Here is a 16,264-nt window from a genome sequence, read left to right as displayed (position 1 = left end):
GTCGACGTGAAGTCTCTTGACGTCAAGATATGCGGGTTGTCAGTCTGGTCGTATGACGACTTCCGCCGTCCCCGGCTGGGACCCCGCGCAGTACCTGCGCCACGCCGACCACCGCGCCCGCCCCTTCGTCGACCTGCTGGCCCGGGTCCCTGACCTGCCCGGTGACCCGCCGGTCGTCGCGGACCTGGGCTGCGGGCCCGGCAACGTCACCGCGCTGCTGGCCGACCGCTGGCCGGGTGCCCGGATCACCGGCTACGACAACTCGCCCGCGATGCTGGCGCGTGGCCGGGCCGACCATCCCGAGCTGGCCTTCGCGGAGGCCGACGCCCGCACGTGGACACCCGCGCCGGGCTCCCACGACCTGATCGTCAGCAACGCGACCCTCCAGTGGGTGCCGGGGCACGTGGACCGCTTCCCCGACTGGATCGCCGCGCTGGCCCCCGGCGGCACGTTCGCCTTCCAGGTGCCGGGGAACTTCGACGCCCCCAGCCACCGCCTGATGCGCGAGCTGGCCGACTCCGCCCGCTGGCGCGACCGCCTCGCCGGGGCCCTGCGCCACGACGACGCCGTCCACACCCCCGAGGCGTACCTGGCCCACCTCACCGCCCTCGGCTGCACGGTGGACGCCTGGGAGACGACGTACGTCCATCTGCTGACGGGGGAGGACCCCGTCCTGGACTGGGTGAAGGGCACGGGTCTGCGCCCTGTCCTCGCCGCCCTCGACGCCGACCCGGAGGCCCGCGAGGCGTTCATCGACGACTACCGGACCGCCCTGCGCGAGGCGTACCCCACGGGCCGGTACGGCACCCCGTTCCCGTTCCGCCGGGTGTTCGCGGTGGCGTGCAAGGGGGGACGGTGATCCTCGCCGTCGACCACGTCCAGCTCGCCGCCCCACCGGGCAGCGAGGAACGGCTGCGGGCCTTTTACGGCGGTGTCCTCGGCATGACGGAGGTCCCCAAGCCACCGCCGCTGCTCCTCACGGGACCCGGTGGGCAACCGCCTGGAGTTCCTGGAGCAGGTCGGCTAGCTCTTGCGGCGGCCTATCAGGTGCGGTTTCGCCTCCAGGCCGTCCAGGCCGTGCCAGGCCAGGTTGACCAGGTGGGCGGCTACCTCCGCCTTCTTCGGGCGGCGGACCTCCAGCCACCACTGGCCGGTCAGGGCGACCATGCCGACGAGGGCCTGGGCGTAGAGGGGGGCCAGCTTGGGGTCGAAGCCGCGGCTCTTGAACTCGCGGCCGAGAATGTCCTCCACCTGGGTGGCGATGTCCGAGATCAGGGACGCGAAAGAGCCCGTGGACTGGGGGATCGGGGAGTCGCGGACCAGGATGCGGAAGCCGTCCGTGTACTCCTCGATGTAGTCCAGGAGGGCGAAGGCCGCCTGTTCGCACAGCTCCCGGGGGTGGCCCGCGGTGAGGGAGCTGGTCACCATGTCCAGGAGGCGGCGCATCTCGCGGTCCACCACCACCGCGTACAGCCCCTCCTTGCCGCCGAAGTGCTCGTACACCACCGGCTTGGACACCCCGGCCTTCGCCGCGATCTCCTCCACCGACGTGCCCTCGAAGCCCTTCGCGGCGAAAAGGGTGCGACCGATCTCCAGCAACTGCTGGCGGCGCTCGGCACCGGTCATCCGGATTCGACGCGCACGCCGCGGCTTCTCATTGCTTGGGGTGCTGCTGGAGTCGGTCGCCACACCGTCAATCATGCCGCCTCGGCGGTCGCCTTCCGGCGGCGGGCACCGTCTTCGTCGGTGTTGCGGCGGGAATCGATACGCGAGCGTGACGGCCAGCGCACGTCATACGCCCAGCCGAGCTTCTCGAACCAGCGGATCAGCCGGGCCGAGGAGTCGATCTGACCGCGCTCCACACCGTGCCGCGCCGACGTCGGGTCGGCGTGGTGCAGGTTGTGCCAGGACTCCCCGCACGACAGCACCGCCAGCCACCACACGTTGCCCGAGCGGTCCCGCGACTTGAACGGCCGCTTGCCGACGGCGTGGCAGATGGAGTTGATCGACCAGGTGACGTGGTGGAGGAGGGCCACCCGGACCAGCGAGCCCCAGAAGAAGCCGGTGAACGCGCCCCACCAGGACATCGTCACCAGACCGCCGATCAGCGCGGGCAGCGCCAGGGACACAACCGTCCAGAGCACGAACTGGCGGGAGACCGCACGCAGTGCCGGGTCCTTGATCAGGTCCGGCGCGTACTTCTCCTGGGAGGTCTGCTCCTCGTCGAACATCCAGGCGATATGGGCCCACCACAGGCCCTTCAGCAGCGCCGGGACCGTCTCGCCGTACCGCCACGGCGAGTGCGGGTCACCCTCCGCGTCGGAGAACTTGTGGTGCTTGCGGTGGTCGGCGACCCAGCGGACCAGCGGCCCTTCGACCGCCATCGAACCCGCGATGGCCAGCGCGATCTTCAACGGCCGCTTGGCCTTGAAGGAACCGTGAGTGAAGTGACGGTGGAAACCGATGGTGATGCCGTGGCATCCGAGGAAGTAGAAGAAGACCAGCAGACCGAGGTCCAGCCAGCTCACCCCCCACCCCCACGCCAGCGGCACGGCCGCGATCAGCGCGAGGAACGGAACGGTGATGAACAGCAGCAGCGCGAGCTGCTCGACCGAACGCTTCTGCTCACCACCCAGGGTGGCGGGGGCCAGGGTGTCATCGGCCCCTTTCGGGGCTTCTTCCATCACATCGGAGCTTGTGGTCATATGCGGCGTCCCTGTGGGATCGGGGGTTGAGGCGGGTGCCGGGGCGCGGAACCGCGCGGTGCTCCCTACGGTTCCGTAACCTACGGCGTCGTAAGTATGGCAGCGCGTCGCCCGGCGGCAAGAGCCCGTGAGCCTGCGCGTCCCAGCCGCCGCCTATCCTGGTGTCGGTCGGACAGCGCGGTCCGCTCTGTTTACTTCCCGGATGTCCGGTCCGTATGCGGCGCCCGCCGCCCGACGGTCACCCGGGTTCCCTCCCAGCCGAGCTTCAGACGAGCTTCAACACTGCAAGGAGCCGCACCTGTGAGCAGTGCCGACGACCAGACCACGACGACCAGCAGCGAACTGCGCGCCGACATCCGCCGACTGGGTGACCTCCTGGGAGAGACCCTGGTCCGGCAGGAGGGCCCGGAGCTGCTGGAGCTCGTCGAGAAGGTTCGCCGTCTCACCCGAGAGGACGGCGAGGCCGCCGCTGAACTGCTACGCGGCACCGAACTCCAGACCGCGGCCAAGCTGGTCCGCGCGTTCTCCACCTACTTCCACCTCGCCAACGTCACCGAACAGGTGCACCGCGGCCGGGAACTGCGCCAGCGCCGCGCCGTCGAGGGCGGACTGCTCTCCCGCACCGCCGACCGCCTCAAGGACGCCGACCCCGAACACCTGCGCGAGACGGTCCAGCACCTCCACGTCCGCCCGGTGTTCACCGCGCACCCCACCGAGGCCGCCCGCCGCTCCGTCCTCAACAAGCTGCGCCGCATCGCCGCCCTCCTCGACACGCCCGTCCTGGAGTCCGACCGGCGCCGCCACGACACCCGGCTGGCCGAGAACATCGACCTCGTCTGGCAGACCGACGAACTCCGCGTCGTCCGCCCCGAACCCGCCGACGAGGCCCGCAACGCCATCTACTACCTCGACGAACTCCACGCGGGCGCCGTCGGCGACGTCCTGGAGGACCTCACCGCGGAACTGGAGCGCGTCGGCGTCAAGCTCCCCGACGACACCCGCCCCATCACCTTCGGAAGCTGGATCGGCGGCGACCGCGACGGCAACCCCAACGTCACCCCCCAGGTCACCTGGGACGTCCTCATCCTCCAGCACGAACACGGCATCAACGACGCCCTGGAGATGATCGACGAGCTGCGCGGCTTCCTCTCCAACTCCATCCGCTACACCGGCGCCACGGAGGAACTCCTGGAGTCCCTCCAGACCGACCTGGAGCGGCTGCCGGAGATCAGCCCCCGCTACAAGCGCCTCAACGCCGAGGAGCCCTACCGGCTGAAGTCCACCTGCGTCCGCCAGAAGCTCGCCAACACCAAGAAGCGCCTCGCCCAGGGCACCCCGCACGAGCCCGGCCGCGACTACCTCGGCACCAGCGAACTCCTGCACGACCTGCGGATCATCCAGACCTCGCTCAGGGAGCACCGCGGCGGCCTCTTCGCCGACGGCCGCCTCGCCCGCACCATCCGCACCCTCGCCGCCTTCGGCCTCCAGCTCGCCACCCTCGACGTCCGCGAGCACGCCGACGCCCACCACCACGCCCTCGGCCAGCTCTTCGACCGGCTCGGCGAGGAGTCCTGGCGGTACGCCGACATGCCCCGCGAGTACCGCGCCAAGCTGCTCGCCAAGGAACTGCGCTCCCGCAGGCCCCTCGCCCCGACCCCGGCGCCCGTCGACGCCGCCGGGGCCAAGACCCTCGGCGTCTTCGAGACCGTGAAGAAGGCCCTGGCGGTCTTCGGACCCGAGGTCATCGAGTCGTACATCATCTCCATGTGCCAGGGCGCCGACGACGTCTTCGCCGCCGCCGTCCTCGCCCGCGAGGCGGGCCTGCTCGACCTGCACGCCGGATGGGCGAAGATCGGCATCGTGCCGCTCCTGGAGACCACCGACGAGCTGAAGGCCGCCGACACCATCCTGGAGGACATGCTCTCCGACCCGTCCTACCGGCGCCTCGTCGCGCTGCGCGGCGACGTTCAGGAGGTCATGCTCGGCTACTCCGACTCCTCCAAGTTCGGCGGCATCACCACCAGCCAGTGGGAGATCCACCGGGCGCAGCGGCGGCTGCGCGACGTCGCCCACCGCTACGGCGTACGGCTGCGCCTCTTCCACGGCCGCGGCGGCACCGTCGGCCGCGGCGGCGGCCCCACCCACGACGCCATCCTCGCCCAGCCCTGGGGCACCCTGGAGGGCGAGATCAAGGTCACCGAGCAGGGCGAGGTCATCTCCGACAAGTACCTCATCCCGTCGCTGGCCAGGGAGAACCTGGAACTGACGGTGGCGGCCACGCTCCAGGCGTCCGCCCTGCACACCGCGCCCCGCCAGTCCGACGAGGCCCTCGCCCGCTGGGACGCCGCGATGGACGTCGTCTCCGACGCCGCGCACGGCGCCTACCGCCGACTGGTCGAGGACCCCGACCTGCCGACGTACTTCCTCGCGTCGACGCCGGTGGACCAGCTCGCCGACCTGCACCTGGGCTCCCGGCCCTCCCGCCGCCCCGGCTCCGGCGTCTCCCTCGACGGACTGCGCGCCATCCCCTGGGTGTTCGGCTGGACCCAGTCCCGGCAGATCGTGCCCGGCTGGTTCGGCGTGGGCTCCGGGCTGAAGGCGCTGCGCGAGGCGGGCCTGGACACCGTCCTCGACGAGATGTACGAGCGCTGGCACTTCTTCCGCAACTTCATCTCCAACGTCGAGATGACCCTCGCTAAGACGGACCTGCGGATCGCCCAGCACTACGTCGACACCCTCGTCCCCGACGAGCTGAAGCACATCTTCGACACCATCCGCACGGAACACGAGCTGACCGTCCGTGAGGTGCTGCGCGTCACCGGCGAGACCGAACTGCTCGACGCGCAGCCCGTGCTGAAGCAGACCTTCGCCATCCGCGACGCCTACCTCGACCCGATCTCCTACCTCCAGGTCGCCCTGCTCAAGCGCCAGCGCGAGGCCGCCGCCTCCGGCGCCGAGGCCGACCCGCTGCTCGCCCGCGCCCTGCTGCTCACCGTCAACGGTGTCGCGGCGGGCCTGCGCAACACCGGCTGACCCCGCACACGACGGTGCCCCCCGCGCCACGTACGAGTCCGTACGGGCACGGGGGGCACCGGCGTATCCAGGTTCACCCGGAAGGGTCAGCCCTGCTGCGCCTTCCGGCGGCGGAACGCGAGGAAACCGCCCGCCGCGACGAGCACCGCCGCGACGCCGGAGAGCAGGCCCACCGGGGCGCTGCTGCCGGTCTCGGCCAGGTTCCCGTCCTCACCCTGCGCCGACGGCGAGGACGACGGCGCCGACGACGGGGAGGCACCCGGGGCGACCTCGCCACCGGACTCACTGGCGGACGGCGACGGGGAGGCCGTCGTACCCGTGCTCTCGGACGCCGAGGCGGACGGCGTCGCGCTCTCGGTCTCCTCGCCCGGGGTCTCGGACTCGCCCGGGCTCTCGGACTCGCCCGGGCTCTCCGGCGTGGTGTCCGCGGGGCAGGTGTGCGAGAGGTTGAACTTCTTCAGGTCACCGCCGCGCACCTCGGCGACCGCGGACGTCAGCTCGGCGCCCGGCTGCGACCACACGTAGGCGTGCTTGTCGGACGGCGGGCCGAAGTTGGTGACGACCTGCTCGCCGCCCGGCTCGAAGGTCACCGTGAGCTTCACGAAGTCCGTGGAGTTCCCCGGCAGTACGAAGTGCCAGCCGTCCTGCCCGTCGGGCACACCGGGGCACTCGTCGCGCGACTCCTGAGGGGCGCCGCCGTCATCGGTGGTCGCGGTGCGGGGGAGCTGCTGGCGCAGCTGAACGGTGTACGTGCCGTCCGTGGCGAAGGCGGGCGCGACAGGCAGCGCGAGCAGGACGGCGGAGGACGCGGCGGTGACGATTACACCGGCGCGGGAGAGGGTACGCATGAGTCAACCCATCTTCTGTTACCTATGGGGAAGATGTGAGGGGGGCAGCTCAGCTTCCTGCACCAGAGGGGCGCGGGTCAATCACGAACAGGAAACACTCGAACGATCCACAGCCGTGGAATTAGGGCATCCCGCCTCAGACCGCCACGAACGCGGCGCTGAGCAGCGCGGCCCCCGCCCCCGCCATCACCCACGCCAGCCGCGTACGCCGCAGGCCGCCCGCCACCACCACCGCCGCCAGCAGCAGCGCACCGCCCAACGGCACCCACGCGTACAGCACCCCGGCCGGACCCGACCGCACCGCCTCCGCGCCGCCCGGCTTCACCACGACGGCGTAGGTACGGCCCTTCTCCACGGCCACGGAGTCCTCGACGACCACCTCACCGCGCCGGGCGGCCGAGCCCCCGTCCCCCGTGAACGCGCCCCGGCACCACCCGTCGTCGCACCGCGACACCGTCACCGTGCCGGACTCCCGGCCCTTGGTGAGCATCACGTACTGCGCGGTCCCCCAGGACGCCCACACGCCCCCGGTCAGGATCAGCGCCGCGACGACCCCCATCGCCGCGAGCCGTCCGAACCGCAGCGCGGTGGCGGCGCCCTGGCTCGACATGACGGCGGTAGGCATGGCCGAAATCCTTGGCCATGCCTGCGCGAGGAGTCAACTCGAACAGGGTGGAGCAAAGGGGCAAGTCACGAGTTGTACGTACTCTGCGCCCGCTCCAGACCCTCGATCACCAGACACTCCACCGCGTCCGCCGCCCGGTCCACGAAGTAGTCCAACTCCTTGCGCTCCGCCGACGAGAAGTCCTTCAGCACGAAGTCCGCCACCGGCATCCGCCCCGGCGGACGCCCGATCCCGAACCGCGCCCGGTGGTACTCCGCGCCCATCGCCTTCGTCATCGACTTCAGGCCGTTGTGCCCGTTGTCCCCGCCGCCCAGCTTCAGCCGCAGCGTCCCGTAGTCGATGTCCAACTCGTCATGCACGGCCACCACCCGCGCCAGTGGCACCTTGTAGAAGTCCCGCAGCGCGTTCACCGGCCCACCCGACAGGTTCATGTACGACATCGGCTTCGCCAGCACCACCCGCCGGTTCCCCGGCCCCGGCGGACCGATCCGGCCCTCCACGACCTGCGCCTGCGCCCGGCCCGCCCGCTTGAACCGGCCCCCGATCCGCTCCGCCAGCAGATCCGCCACCATGAAGCCCACGTTGTGCCGGTTCCCGGCGTACTCCGGCCCCGGATTGCCCAGCCCCACGATCAGCCACGGGGCACCGGCATCGGTCGTCACGTCCATCTCTCCTCGGATACGCGCCAGCCGCTGCCCCACCCGGCACGGGCGGAACAGCGGCTGACGAAACGACGTACGGGTACGGATCAGGCCTCGGCGGGAGCCTCGCCCTCACCCTCGGCCTCGGCACCCTCCGGGGCCTCCTCGGCCTGCGCGGCCAGCACCTGGAGGACCACCGCGTCCTCCTCGACGGCCAGCGTGACACCGTTCGGCAGGGTGATGTCCTTGGCCAGGACGGAGGCACCGGCCTCCAGGCCCTCCACCGACACCGTGACCTGCTCCGGGATGTGCGTGGCCTCGGCCTCGACCGGCAGCGCGTTCAGCACGTGCTCCAGCAGGTTGCCACCCGCCGCCAGCTCGCCCTCGGCCACGACCGGGATCTCGACGTTGACCTTCTCGCCGCGCTTCACCAGCAGCAGGTCGACGTGCTCCAGGAAGCCCTTGATCGCGTCGCGCTGCACGGCCTTCGGGATCGCCAGCTCGTTCTGCTTGCCGTCGATGTCCAGCGAGATCAGCACGTTCGGGGTACGCAGCGCCAGCAGCAGCTCGTGACCCGGCAGGGTCAGGTGCAGCGGGTCGGAACCGTGGCCGTACAGCACACCGGGAACCTTGTCGGCGCGACGGATACGGCGGGCGGCGCCCTTGCCGAACTCGGTGCGGGTCTCGGCGGACAGCTTCACCTCGGACATGATCACTCCTCGTAGAAAAACCAGTAACGGACGGGGTCACCCGGCCACGAACGGCCTGCTACGAAGAGCGCGTCGATAACGGACCGCCGTACATCCGTGCCACACACGGACCACGGCCTCCCTCGCCGAGCAACCCCAGCAGGATACTCGGCGCGGAAGGCCGCAGAAAAATCGATCAAGCAGATCGACCAAGCAGACAGCGCGCTAGCGGTGTCTCACTGCTCGTCGAACAGGCTCGTCACCGAGCCGTCCTCGAAGACCTCGCGCACCGCGCGCGCGATCGTCGGGGCGATCGACAGGACCTTGATCTTGTCGAGGTCGTTCGCCACCTCGCCCGGCGTCGGCAGGGTGTTGGTGAACACGAACTCGCTCACCCGCGAGTTCTTCAGCCGGTCCGCCGCCGGACCCGACAGCACACCGTGCGTCGCCGTCACGATCACGTCCTCCGCGCCGTGCGCGAACAGCGCGTCCGCCGCGGCGCAGATCGTGCCACCGGTGTCGATCATGTCGTCCACCAGGACGCAGATACGGCCCTCCACATCACCCACGACCTCGTGCACGGTGACCTGGTTCGCCACGTCCTTGTCCCGCCGCTTGTGCACGATCGCCAGCGGCGCGCCCAGCCGGTCACACCAGCGGTCGGCCACCCGCACCCGGCCCGCGTCCGGCGAGACCACCGTCAGCTTGTCCCGGTCCACCTTCGCGCCCACGTAGTCCGCGAGCAGCGGCAGCGCGAACAGGTGGTCCACCGGACCGTCGAAGAAGCCCTGGATCTGATCGGTGTGCAGGTCCACCGCCAGAATCCGGTCCGCACCTGACGTCTTCATCAGATCCGCGATCAGACGGGCCGAAATCGGTTCACGGCCACGGTGCTTCTTGTCCTGCCGCGCGTAACCGTAGAACGGCACGATGACCGTGATGGAGCGGGCCGACGCCCGCTTCAGCGCGTCGATCATGATCAACTGCTCCATGATCCACTGGTTGATCGGAGCCGTGTGGCTCTGGATCACGAAGCAGTCCGCACCGCGCGCGGACTCCTGGTACCGCACGTAGATCTCGCCGTTGGCGAAGTCGAAGGCCTTCGTCGGGACGACCCCGACACCCAGCTGGTGGGCGATTTCCTCGGCAAGCACGGGGTGGGCGCGGCCGGAGAAGAACATCATCTTCTTCTCGCCGGTCGTCTTGATCCCGGTCACAGCACTGTCTCCTCAGAGGTGTCGCAGCTAGATGTCGACACGGCGGACCGGCGGCGGGCCGGAGGCCGTCTTAGCTGGTGGGGTGCGGTTGTGCACTTATCACGGTACGCCGTCCCAGACGCACCCGTTTCCGGTCAGCCTTCGCCGTCCGACTCCCGGGACGCCGCCTCGGCCGCCTTCGCCGCCGCGCTCCCCGGACGCTTGCGAGCCACCCAACCCTCGATATTCCGCTGCTGGCCACGGGCCACGGCCAGCGAACCGGACGGCACGTCACGCGTGATCACCGACCCGGCGGCGGTGTACGCGCCGTCCCCGACCGTGACAGGCGCCACAAACATGTTGTCGGCACCCGTCTTGCAGTGGGAGCCCACGGTGGTGTGGTGCTTGTGCTCCCCGTCATAGTTCACGAACACGCTCGCGGCACCGATGTTGGTGTACTCCCCGATCGTCGCGTCCCCGACGTACGACAGGTGCGGCACCTTCGTGCCCTCGCCGACCGAGGTGTTCTTGATCTCGACGAACGTCCCGACCTTCGACTTCACCCCGAGCCGGGCCCCCGGCCGCAGATAGGCGTACGGCCCCACGCTGGCCCGCGGGCCGACGTCCGCCCCGTCCGCGACCGTGTTGTCCACCCGGCCCCCGCGCCGACACGGGTGTCCCTGAGCCGGGAGTTGGGCCCGACCTCGGCGCCCTCCGCCAGGTGCGTGACCCCGAGGAGCTGGGTCCCCGGGTGCACGACGGCGTCCTGCTCGAAGGTGACGGTGACGTCGACGAAGGTCGTCGCCGGGTCGATGACGGTCACGCCCGCGAGCATGGCGGCGGTCAGCAGCCGGTCGTTGAGGATGCGGCGGGCCTCCGCCAACTGCACCCGGTTGTTGATCCCGGCGATCTCCCGGTGGTCGGCGGCGACGCACGCCCCGACCCGGTGCCCGGCCTCCCGCAGGATGCCGAGCACGTCCGTCAGGTACTCCTCGCCCTGACTGTTGTCCGTACGGACCTTCCCCAGCGCGTCCGCCAGCAGCCGCCCGTCGAACGCGAACACCCCGGAGTTGATCTCCCGGATCGCCCGCTGCGCGTCGGTGGCGTCCTTGTGCTCGACGATCTCGGTGACGGCACCGGTGGCGTCGTCCCGCACGATCCGCCCGTACCCGGTGGCGTCCGGCACCTCGGCGGTCAGCACGGTCACGGCGTTCCCGTCGCCGCCGTGCGTCGCGGCGAGCCGCGCGAGGGTCTCCCCGGTGAGAAGGGGAGTGTCCCCGCACACGACGACGACGGTCCCCTCGACCGCGCCGCCCAGCTCCTCCAGGGCCATCCGTACGGCGTGCCCGGTCCCGTTCTGCTCGGCCTGCACGGCGGTGCGGACGCCGGGCGCGGCCTCCGCGAGGTGCGCGGTCACCTGCTCCCGCGCGTGCCCGACCACGACGACCAGGTGCTCCGGCTCCAGCTCACCGGCCGCGGCCAGCACATGTCCCACCAGGGACCGACCACAGATCTCGTGCAGGACCTTGGGTGTGGCCGACTTCATACGGGTGCCCTCACCCGCTGCGAGAACGACGACGGCTGCCGGGCGAATGGCGCTCACGGGGTTGCCCTTCGGCTTTTGGGATGGGGTGGGGTGACATGCGCAGGATACCGGGGGGACTTGGGGGTGACATGGGAGCGGGCCCTGACTGGACTGTGCCAGTCAGGGCCCGAACCTGCGAAATGCTCCCGGGGGAGGACTCGAACCCCCATGATCAGAACCAAAATCTGACGTCTTGCCCTTAGACGACCCGGGATTACCGCTATGTCCGATTTCCTGCATCGGTCGCGGAAGCAGCACCTACTATGCCGCACCACCAGCCCTCGATGCGACGGTACAACTCAGCGCTCTGCAAGATCGTGACAACCAGACACCCGTGGTAGGTGTCACCGGTGTCCAGGCGCGCCGTCTTGGGGGTTGTGGCGCTTCAGTGTCGTCTTGCCGAAGGTGGTCCGGTCCACCTGGACCACCTCCGCCCAGAACTCTTCAGCGGCTTCCGTGTCAGCCGACTCGTGGATCATGACCCGGTAACGGATGCGCCGCTGCTCGATGCCGAGCAGGTTGAGCCAGGCCAGGTGGAGGCGGATGACGTTGGGATCACTGTTGACGAAGATGACTTGCTCGCGGCGGGCGTGAGGCTTGTCCTTGGTGCCTTCGGCCCAGTAGAGGGCGACGCCGGCGATCAGCAGCTCTCGGTCAGGCATCGCCCCGATCTCCCGTGGGGCGGCTCGCCCTCCAGGAGGCGGTTGAGGAGGTCGTTGTTGTCGACGTGGAGCCGGTCGCGGATCTGGCGGCGGCTGAGGCCCGCGCGGCGCAGGGCGACGGCCTGTTCGCGCAGCCCCTCGAAGTCGGCGTACTTGTTCTATGAATGTGCCATGGGCATACCGTCCGGGAGGAATGCCCGGTTCCGGGGCTGGATGCCGAGGGGTTCACCTGTTCGAGGGCTATCGCGACGTATCGCTTGCGGAAGTCGCCGGAAAACGGGTGGCGGGCGATCGTAGGCTGGAGGCATGACCGCGACGGGGGAAGAGGACGTGACGGCCCGGGGAGGGCCGTTGTGGTGGGAGCGGCGGCGTGGTGCCGTGCTCGACGGGGGGCTCGCGCTGCTGTCGGCGGCCGAGTGTGGGGCCGAGGGGGTCAAGTTCGCGGGGGACGCCGGGATTCCGGTGGCGGTGGGGGTCGTCTTCGGGGTGCTCGCCGGGTCCGTGCTGCTGGTGCGGCGGCAGTGGCCGATCGCCGTCGTGCTCGTCGCCATCGCGATCGCGCCCGCCCAGATGGGCTTCCTGATGAGCATCGTCGGCCTCTACACGCTCGCCGCCTCCGAGCTGCCCCGCCGGATCATCGCCTCGCTGGCCGGGATGTCCCTCGTGGGGACGCTGATCGTGACGTTCGTGCGGGCCCAGCAGGGGATGACCCGGGGGGAGTACGAGATCGGCGGGGACTGGTTCGTCCCCTTTATTTCGATTACCGCTTCGCTGGGGGTGACCGCGCCTCCCGTGCTGCTCGGGATGTACGTCGGGGCGCGGCGGCGGCTGATGGAGAGCCTGCGGGAGCGGGCGGACAGCCTGGAGCGGGAGCTGCAGTTGCTGGCGGAGCGGGCCGAGGAGCGGGCCGAGTGGGCGCGCAACGAGGAGCGGACGCGGATCGCGCGGGAGATGCACGACGTCGTCGCGCACCGGGTGAGTCTGATGGTGGTGCACGCGGCGGCGTTGCAGGCGGTGGCGCGGAAGGACCCGGAGAAGGCGGTGAAGAACGCCGCGCTGGTGGGGGACATGGGGCGGCAGGCGTTGACCGAGCTGCGGGAGATGCTGGGGGTGCTGCGCAGTTCGGACGGGGCGGCGCAGCGGCCCGCGCGCGGTCCCGGCGCGGACTCGGTGCCGTTGGCCGCGGTCGGGGTGGCCGCCGCGGCTGCCGCGTCCCGGGTCGCCGAGGAGAGTGACGGGCCCTGTCTGTCGGAGTTGGACGAGTTGATCGGGCAGTCGGCGGCGGCGGGCATGGCCGTGGACCTGTCGGTGGTGGGGGAGGCGCGGGAGTACGCGCCCGAGGTGGAGCAGACGGCGTTCCGGGTGGTGCAGGAGGCGCTGACGAACGTCCACAAGCACGCGGCGGGCGCGAAGACGTACGTGCGGCTCGCGCACCGCGCGGCGGAGATCGCGATGCAGGTGGAGAACGAGCCGCCGCCGGACGGCGCGTCGGCGTCGTCGGCGCGGCTGCCGTCCGGCGGGAACGGGCTGGTGGGGATGAAGGAGCGGGTCGCGGCGCTGGGCGGGGTGTTCGTGTCCGGGCCGACGGACGCCGGGGGGTTCCGGGTGTCGGCGGTGATTCCGGCGTCGTAGCGGCCCCGTTCGTCGGGGGGTCGTGGCGGCCTCGCCTTCCGGCGTGGTGGCGGCCCCGCGCTGTCGGGGTCGTGGCGGCCTCGCCTTCCGGGGTCGTGGCGGCCCCGCCCTCCAGGGTCGTAGCAGCCCGTCCGTCGGCGTCGTAGCGGCCCCGTTCGTCGGGAGGGCTCAGGCCGCTGTGAGGCGTACTGGCTCCAGGCCCGTGACCAGGGTGGTGAGGGCCTGGTCGATGGTGGGGCCGAGGTACCAGTCGCCGGTGTGGTCCAGGGCGTAGGCGCGGCCTTCGGCGTCGATGGCGAGGAGTGCCTCGGAGTCGGGTTCGGTGCCGAGGGGGCTGACCTCGGTGTCGAGGGCGCGGCCGAGGTCGCCGAGGGTGCGGGCGAGGTGCAGGCCGTGCAGCGGGTCGAGGTGGACGGCGGTGGGGGCGAGCTGGCGGCCGGGGCCGGTCGGGGTGATGTGCAGGCCGCCGAACTCGGCCCACGCCTCGACGGCGGCCGGGAAGACGGCGTGCCGGTGTCCGGCGGGTGAGGTGTGTTCGCGCAGGGTGTCGGCCCAGATCTCCGCCTGCTTGATGTCCCAGCGTCCGGGCTGCCAGCCCGCCGCGCGCAGGGCGGCGTCGACGGGGACGGGGAAGCGGGTGGATGACGTGCGGTCGGTGTGCATCTGCCCTTCGATCGTGTGTGCGGGTGGGTGCGGCTCGTGCGGTGAGGGGTACGGCTGCTGGCGTACGGGCGTTCAGTCGGCGGTCGGCGTGGGGTCGACGACGCGGACGCCGAAGTGGGCGCTGAGGGCGGCGCAGGCGCGGCAGGGCGCGGCGTAGCTGCCGTGCAGCGGGTCGCCGTCCTCGCGGATGCGGCGGGCGGTGAGCTTGGCCTGCTTGAGGGCCTTGCGGGCCTCGCCGTTGGTCATGGGTTTGCGCGCGGCGCGTTTGCTGCGGGCGGCGTCGGCGGCGGCGATGTGCCGGGAGATGAGGATGGTCTCGGCGCAGCGGCCGGTGTAACGGTCGCGTTGGGCGCTGGTGAGGGTGTCGAGGAAGTCCTGTACGAGGGGGTGCAGGGCGGGCGGCTGGTCGCCGCGGGCGGCGGTGCCGGTGAGGGTGGCGCCGCGGACGGAGAGGGCGGCGGCGACGGTGGGGAGTATGCCGTCGCGGCGGTGACGCAGCGTAGGCGGTGCGGGCGCCTCGTTGGCGCTCCAGCCGATGCGCGGGTCGCCGGATCCGCTGGTGTGCGGCCCCGTCTGTGTCCCGTTCATGATCGTTTTTCCCCTCCAGTGCATCCCCCCGGCTGACACAGAGTGCCAAATGGCGTGGCTGGTGCGGAAGCTGGGGCGCCGCGACACGCCCGGTCGGGGCAGTGCGTCACGGTGGGGTGACGGCTGGTCACGGTGGCGGGGCGGTCGCGGCGGGGGTGGCCACCGGCGCCGGTGACCGGTGGGGTCGTACCGCATAGGCTGTCGGGCACCGCGCTTGCGCGGGCAACGCGTCGCGGCCGGGGAACGGTGCAACCGCCGGGTCCCGGGCGTGGAAGAGACGTGGGAGATCGGAAGTCGATACGGGGCGTGACGGCCGAGGGCGGTCGTCGCGGGCCGTACCAGAGTGCCGCAGGGGGCAACCGCCATGACGACAGGTCGGCTCGGGCTGGGGGAACCTCCCGGCCGCCAGGCCGGGGGACACGCCGCGCCGCCGAACGCGGCCTATGCCGGGCAGGTCGTGCACTTCCCGGATCCGGTGCGGGCGTCGCGTCATCCGCGAGGGGTGCGGGTGGACGAGCGCGGCTATCCCGACTTCTCGCCCTACGCGCGCGCGGCGGCGGAGATCGCGGAGCCCCCGGAGGGGTTCGGCGTCGACGAGCTGCGGTTGACGGACTACGTCTCGGCCAACGCGGCGCTGGCGGCGTCGGGGCACGAGCTGTGGGACACGGTCCCTGCGGTGGCGACGCCGCACGGCTGGACGTGGCACCACGTGGCCGGGACGCGGCGCCTTGAGCTGGTGCCGGTCGAGGTGAAGGCGCTGCTGCGGCACCACGGCGGTATCGCGACGGCGGCCGTCGACCACGGCAAGCGGGGCACGCGTCCGCTCCAGGAGACCCGGCCCGCGCACTTCGGGCTGCCGAAGGCGTCGGTGGCGGTGACGGAGGCGCAGGTGCTGGGCGTGGAGGAGGACCTGGGCTACCGGCTGCCGGGCGCCTACCGCTCGTTCCTGAAGGCGGCGGGCGGTTGCGCGCCGGTGGGGACGGCGCTCGACGCCGACCTGGGGCTGCTGATCGACCAGCCGTTCTTCACGGTGCGGGAGGAGGCGGCGGTCAACGACCTCGTCTACGTCAACAAGTGCCTGCGGGACCACCTGACGAAGGACTACCTGGGGGTGGCGTTCATCCAGGGCGGGCTGCTCGCGGTGAAGGTGCGGGGTGAGCGGGCCGGTTCGGTGTGGTTCTGCGCGTACGACGACGCGCGGGACGTCGATCCGTCGGTGCCGCCCGCCGAGCGGGTGGCGCGGCTGCTGCTGCCGTGCGGGGACGACTTCGACACGTTCCTGTCCCGACTGGCCGGTTCCCCGCCGGAGTTGGACACGGTGGCGAACCTGATGGTGGACGGCGGTTTCGCGCGGGCGGTGCCGGTGGCGTCTTCTTCGGTGGGGGAGTGAGCTGGCC

At 71.2% G+C, this 16,264-nt stretch carries 13 protein-coding genes, 1 tRNA gene and 3 pseudogenes; 5 read left to right on the top strand and 12 right to left on the bottom strand.

The window, feature by feature from the left end:
- Window positions 1–52 precede the first annotated feature (52 nt).
- Together ACFQZ6_RS14925 and ACFQZ6_RS14920 are read left to right on the top strand one after the other, a co-directional pair.
- On the top strand, window positions 53–859 hold the full coding sequence (locus ACFQZ6_RS14925) for a trans-aconitate 2-methyltransferase (protein ID WP_381608676.1): 807 nt from the start codon (window positions 53–55) through the stop codon (window positions 857–859).
- Window positions 856–984, top strand: a pseudogene (locus ACFQZ6_RS14920) (glyoxalase); the annotation flags it as partial. The gene ACFQZ6_RS14925 and the pseudogene ACFQZ6_RS14920, both read left to right, overlap by 4 nt.
- 39 nt (window positions 985–1,023) lie before the next feature.
- On the opposite strand, the gene ACFQZ6_RS14915 reads toward ACFQZ6_RS14920, so the two are convergent.
- Window positions 1,024–1,701, bottom strand: a complete 678-nt coding sequence (locus ACFQZ6_RS14915; protein WP_381608672.1) for a TetR family transcriptional regulator — start codon at window positions 1,699–1,701, stop codon at window positions 1,024–1,026.
- Entirely contained in the window at window positions 1,698–2,705 is a 1,008-nt protein-coding gene (locus ACFQZ6_RS14910; RefSeq protein WP_381608669.1) for an acyl-CoA desaturase, read from the bottom strand. The genes ACFQZ6_RS14915 and ACFQZ6_RS14910 overlap by 4 nt, the downstream gene beginning before the upstream one ends.
- Before the next feature lie 300 nt (window positions 2,706–3,005).
- Between ACFQZ6_RS14910 and ppc the strand changes: the two genes are divergently transcribed.
- Window positions 3,006–5,738 carry a phosphoenolpyruvate carboxylase gene (gene ppc, locus ACFQZ6_RS14905; RefSeq protein ID WP_381608666.1) on the top strand — a complete coding sequence of 911 codons (2,733 nt, stop codon included), beginning with the start codon at window positions 3,006–3,008 and terminating at the stop codon, window positions 5,736–5,738.
- A gap of 86 nt (window positions 5,739–5,824) precedes the next feature.
- Here ppc and ACFQZ6_RS14900 read toward each other — a convergent pair whose 3' ends face one another.
- The 8 genes and pseudogenes from ACFQZ6_RS14900 to ACFQZ6_RS14865 form a co-directional block, all read right to left on the bottom strand.
- A complete protein-coding gene (locus tag ACFQZ6_RS14900; RefSeq protein ID WP_381608663.1) occupies window positions 5,825–6,586 on the bottom strand; it encodes an LPXTG cell wall anchor domain-containing protein in 762 nt (253 codons plus the stop codon).
- A 136-nt stretch (window positions 6,587–6,722) separates the two neighbouring features.
- Window positions 6,723–7,211: a hypothetical protein gene (locus ACFQZ6_RS14895; RefSeq protein ID WP_381608660.1), complete on the bottom strand. Its 489-nt coding sequence runs from the start codon at window positions 7,209–7,211 to the stop codon at window positions 6,723–6,725.
- A 65-nt stretch (window positions 7,212–7,276) separates the two neighbouring features.
- Entirely contained in the window at window positions 7,277–7,879 is a 603-nt protein-coding gene (gene pth, locus ACFQZ6_RS14890; protein WP_381608657.1) for an aminoacyl-tRNA hydrolase, read from the bottom strand.
- Between the two features lie 80 nt (window positions 7,880–7,959).
- Entirely contained in the window at window positions 7,960–8,562 is a 603-nt protein-coding gene (locus ACFQZ6_RS14885; protein ID WP_381608654.1) for a 50S ribosomal protein L25/general stress protein Ctc, read from the bottom strand.
- A gap of 215 nt (window positions 8,563–8,777) precedes the next feature.
- Window positions 8,778–9,758, bottom strand: coding sequence for a ribose-phosphate diphosphokinase (locus ACFQZ6_RS14880; protein WP_381608651.1), 981 nt, complete (start codon window positions 9,756–9,758; stop codon window positions 8,778–8,780).
- A 134-nt stretch (window positions 9,759–9,892) separates the two neighbouring features.
- Window positions 9,893–11,340 (bottom strand): annotated as a pseudogene (glmU, locus tag ACFQZ6_RS14875) (bifunctional UDP-N-acetylglucosamine diphosphorylase/glucosamine-1-phosphate N-acetyltransferase GlmU).
- Window positions 11,341–11,465: 125 nt separating this feature from the next.
- A tRNA-Gln gene (locus ACFQZ6_RS14870) sits at window positions 11,466–11,536 on the bottom strand.
- A gap of 6 nt (window positions 11,537–11,542) precedes the next feature.
- A pseudogene (locus ACFQZ6_RS14865) lies at window positions 11,543–12,118 on the bottom strand (hypothetical protein).
- A gap of 172 nt (window positions 12,119–12,290) precedes the next feature.
- Here ACFQZ6_RS14865 and ACFQZ6_RS14860 point away from each other — a divergent pair.
- Window positions 12,291–13,616 (top strand): sensor histidine kinase, encoded by a 1,326-nt coding sequence (locus ACFQZ6_RS14860; protein ID WP_381608649.1) that lies wholly within the window; start codon window positions 12,291–12,293, stop codon window positions 13,614–13,616.
- 168 nt (window positions 13,617–13,784) lie between these two features.
- On the opposite strand, the gene ACFQZ6_RS14855 is transcribed toward ACFQZ6_RS14860, so the two are convergent.
- A complete protein-coding gene (locus tag ACFQZ6_RS14855; RefSeq protein WP_381608646.1) occupies window positions 13,785–14,279 on the bottom strand; it encodes an SUKH-3 domain-containing protein in 495 nt (164 codons plus the stop codon).
- A gap of 72 nt (window positions 14,280–14,351) precedes the next feature.
- Complete coding sequence (locus ACFQZ6_RS14850) at window positions 14,352–14,867, bottom strand: YwqJ-related putative deaminase (RefSeq protein WP_381608643.1); 516 nt, start codon at window positions 14,865–14,867, stop codon at window positions 14,352–14,354.
- Between the two features lie 364 nt (window positions 14,868–15,231).
- Between ACFQZ6_RS14850 and ACFQZ6_RS14845 the strand changes: the two genes are divergently transcribed.
- Window positions 15,232–16,257, top strand: coding sequence for an SMI1/KNR4 family protein (locus ACFQZ6_RS14845; protein ID WP_381608640.1), 1,026 nt, complete (start codon window positions 15,232–15,234; stop codon window positions 16,255–16,257).
- The last annotated feature ends 7 nt before the right edge of the window (window positions 16,258–16,264 follow it).

Origin of the sequence: Streptomyces flavalbus, assembly GCF_042674625.1 — a bacterium.
GTDB classification, from domain to species: domain Bacteria; phylum Actinomycetota; class Actinomycetes; order Streptomycetales; family Streptomycetaceae; genus Streptomyces; species Streptomyces flavalbus.
Note: the sequence above shows the minus strand (reverse complement) of the source record. Positions and strands in the feature narration are given on the sequence as shown.

Coding starts and splice junctions, on each gene's coding strand:
- ACFQZ6_RS14925 (WP_381608676.1), top strand. CDS start 53: ATGACGACTTCCGCCGTCCCCGGCTGGGACCCCGCGCAGTACCTGCGC.
- ACFQZ6_RS14915 (WP_381608672.1), bottom strand. CDS start 1,701: ATGATTGACGGTGTGGCGACCGACTCCAGCAGCACCCCAAGCAATGAG.
- ACFQZ6_RS14910 (WP_381608669.1), bottom strand. CDS start 2,705: ATGACCACAAGCTCCGATGTGATGGAAGAAGCCCCGAAAGGGGCCGAT.
- ACFQZ6_RS14900 (WP_381608663.1), bottom strand. CDS start 6,586: ATGCGTACCCTCTCCCGCGCCGGTGTAATCGTCACCGCCGCGTCCTCC.
- ACFQZ6_RS14895 (WP_381608660.1), bottom strand. CDS start 7,211: ATGCCTACCGCCGTCATGTCGAGCCAGGGCGCCGCCACCGCGCTGCGG.
- pth (WP_381608657.1), bottom strand. CDS start 7,879: ATGGACGTGACGACCGATGCCGGTGCCCCGTGGCTGATCGTGGGGCTG.
- ACFQZ6_RS14885 (WP_381608654.1), bottom strand. CDS start 8,562: ATGTCCGAGGTGAAGCTGTCCGCCGAGACCCGCACCGAGTTCGGCAAG.
- ACFQZ6_RS14860 (WP_381608649.1), top strand. CDS start 12,291: ATGACCGCGACGGGGGAAGAGGACGTGACGGCCCGGGGAGGGCCGTTG.
- ACFQZ6_RS14855 (WP_381608646.1), bottom strand. CDS start 14,279: ATGCACACCGACCGCACGTCATCCACCCGCTTCCCCGTCCCCGTCGAC.
- ACFQZ6_RS14850 (WP_381608643.1), bottom strand. CDS start 14,867: ATGAACGGGACACAGACGGGGCCGCACACCAGCGGATCCGGCGACCCG.
- ACFQZ6_RS14845 (WP_381608640.1), top strand. CDS start 15,232: ATGACGACAGGTCGGCTCGGGCTGGGGGAACCTCCCGGCCGCCAGGCC.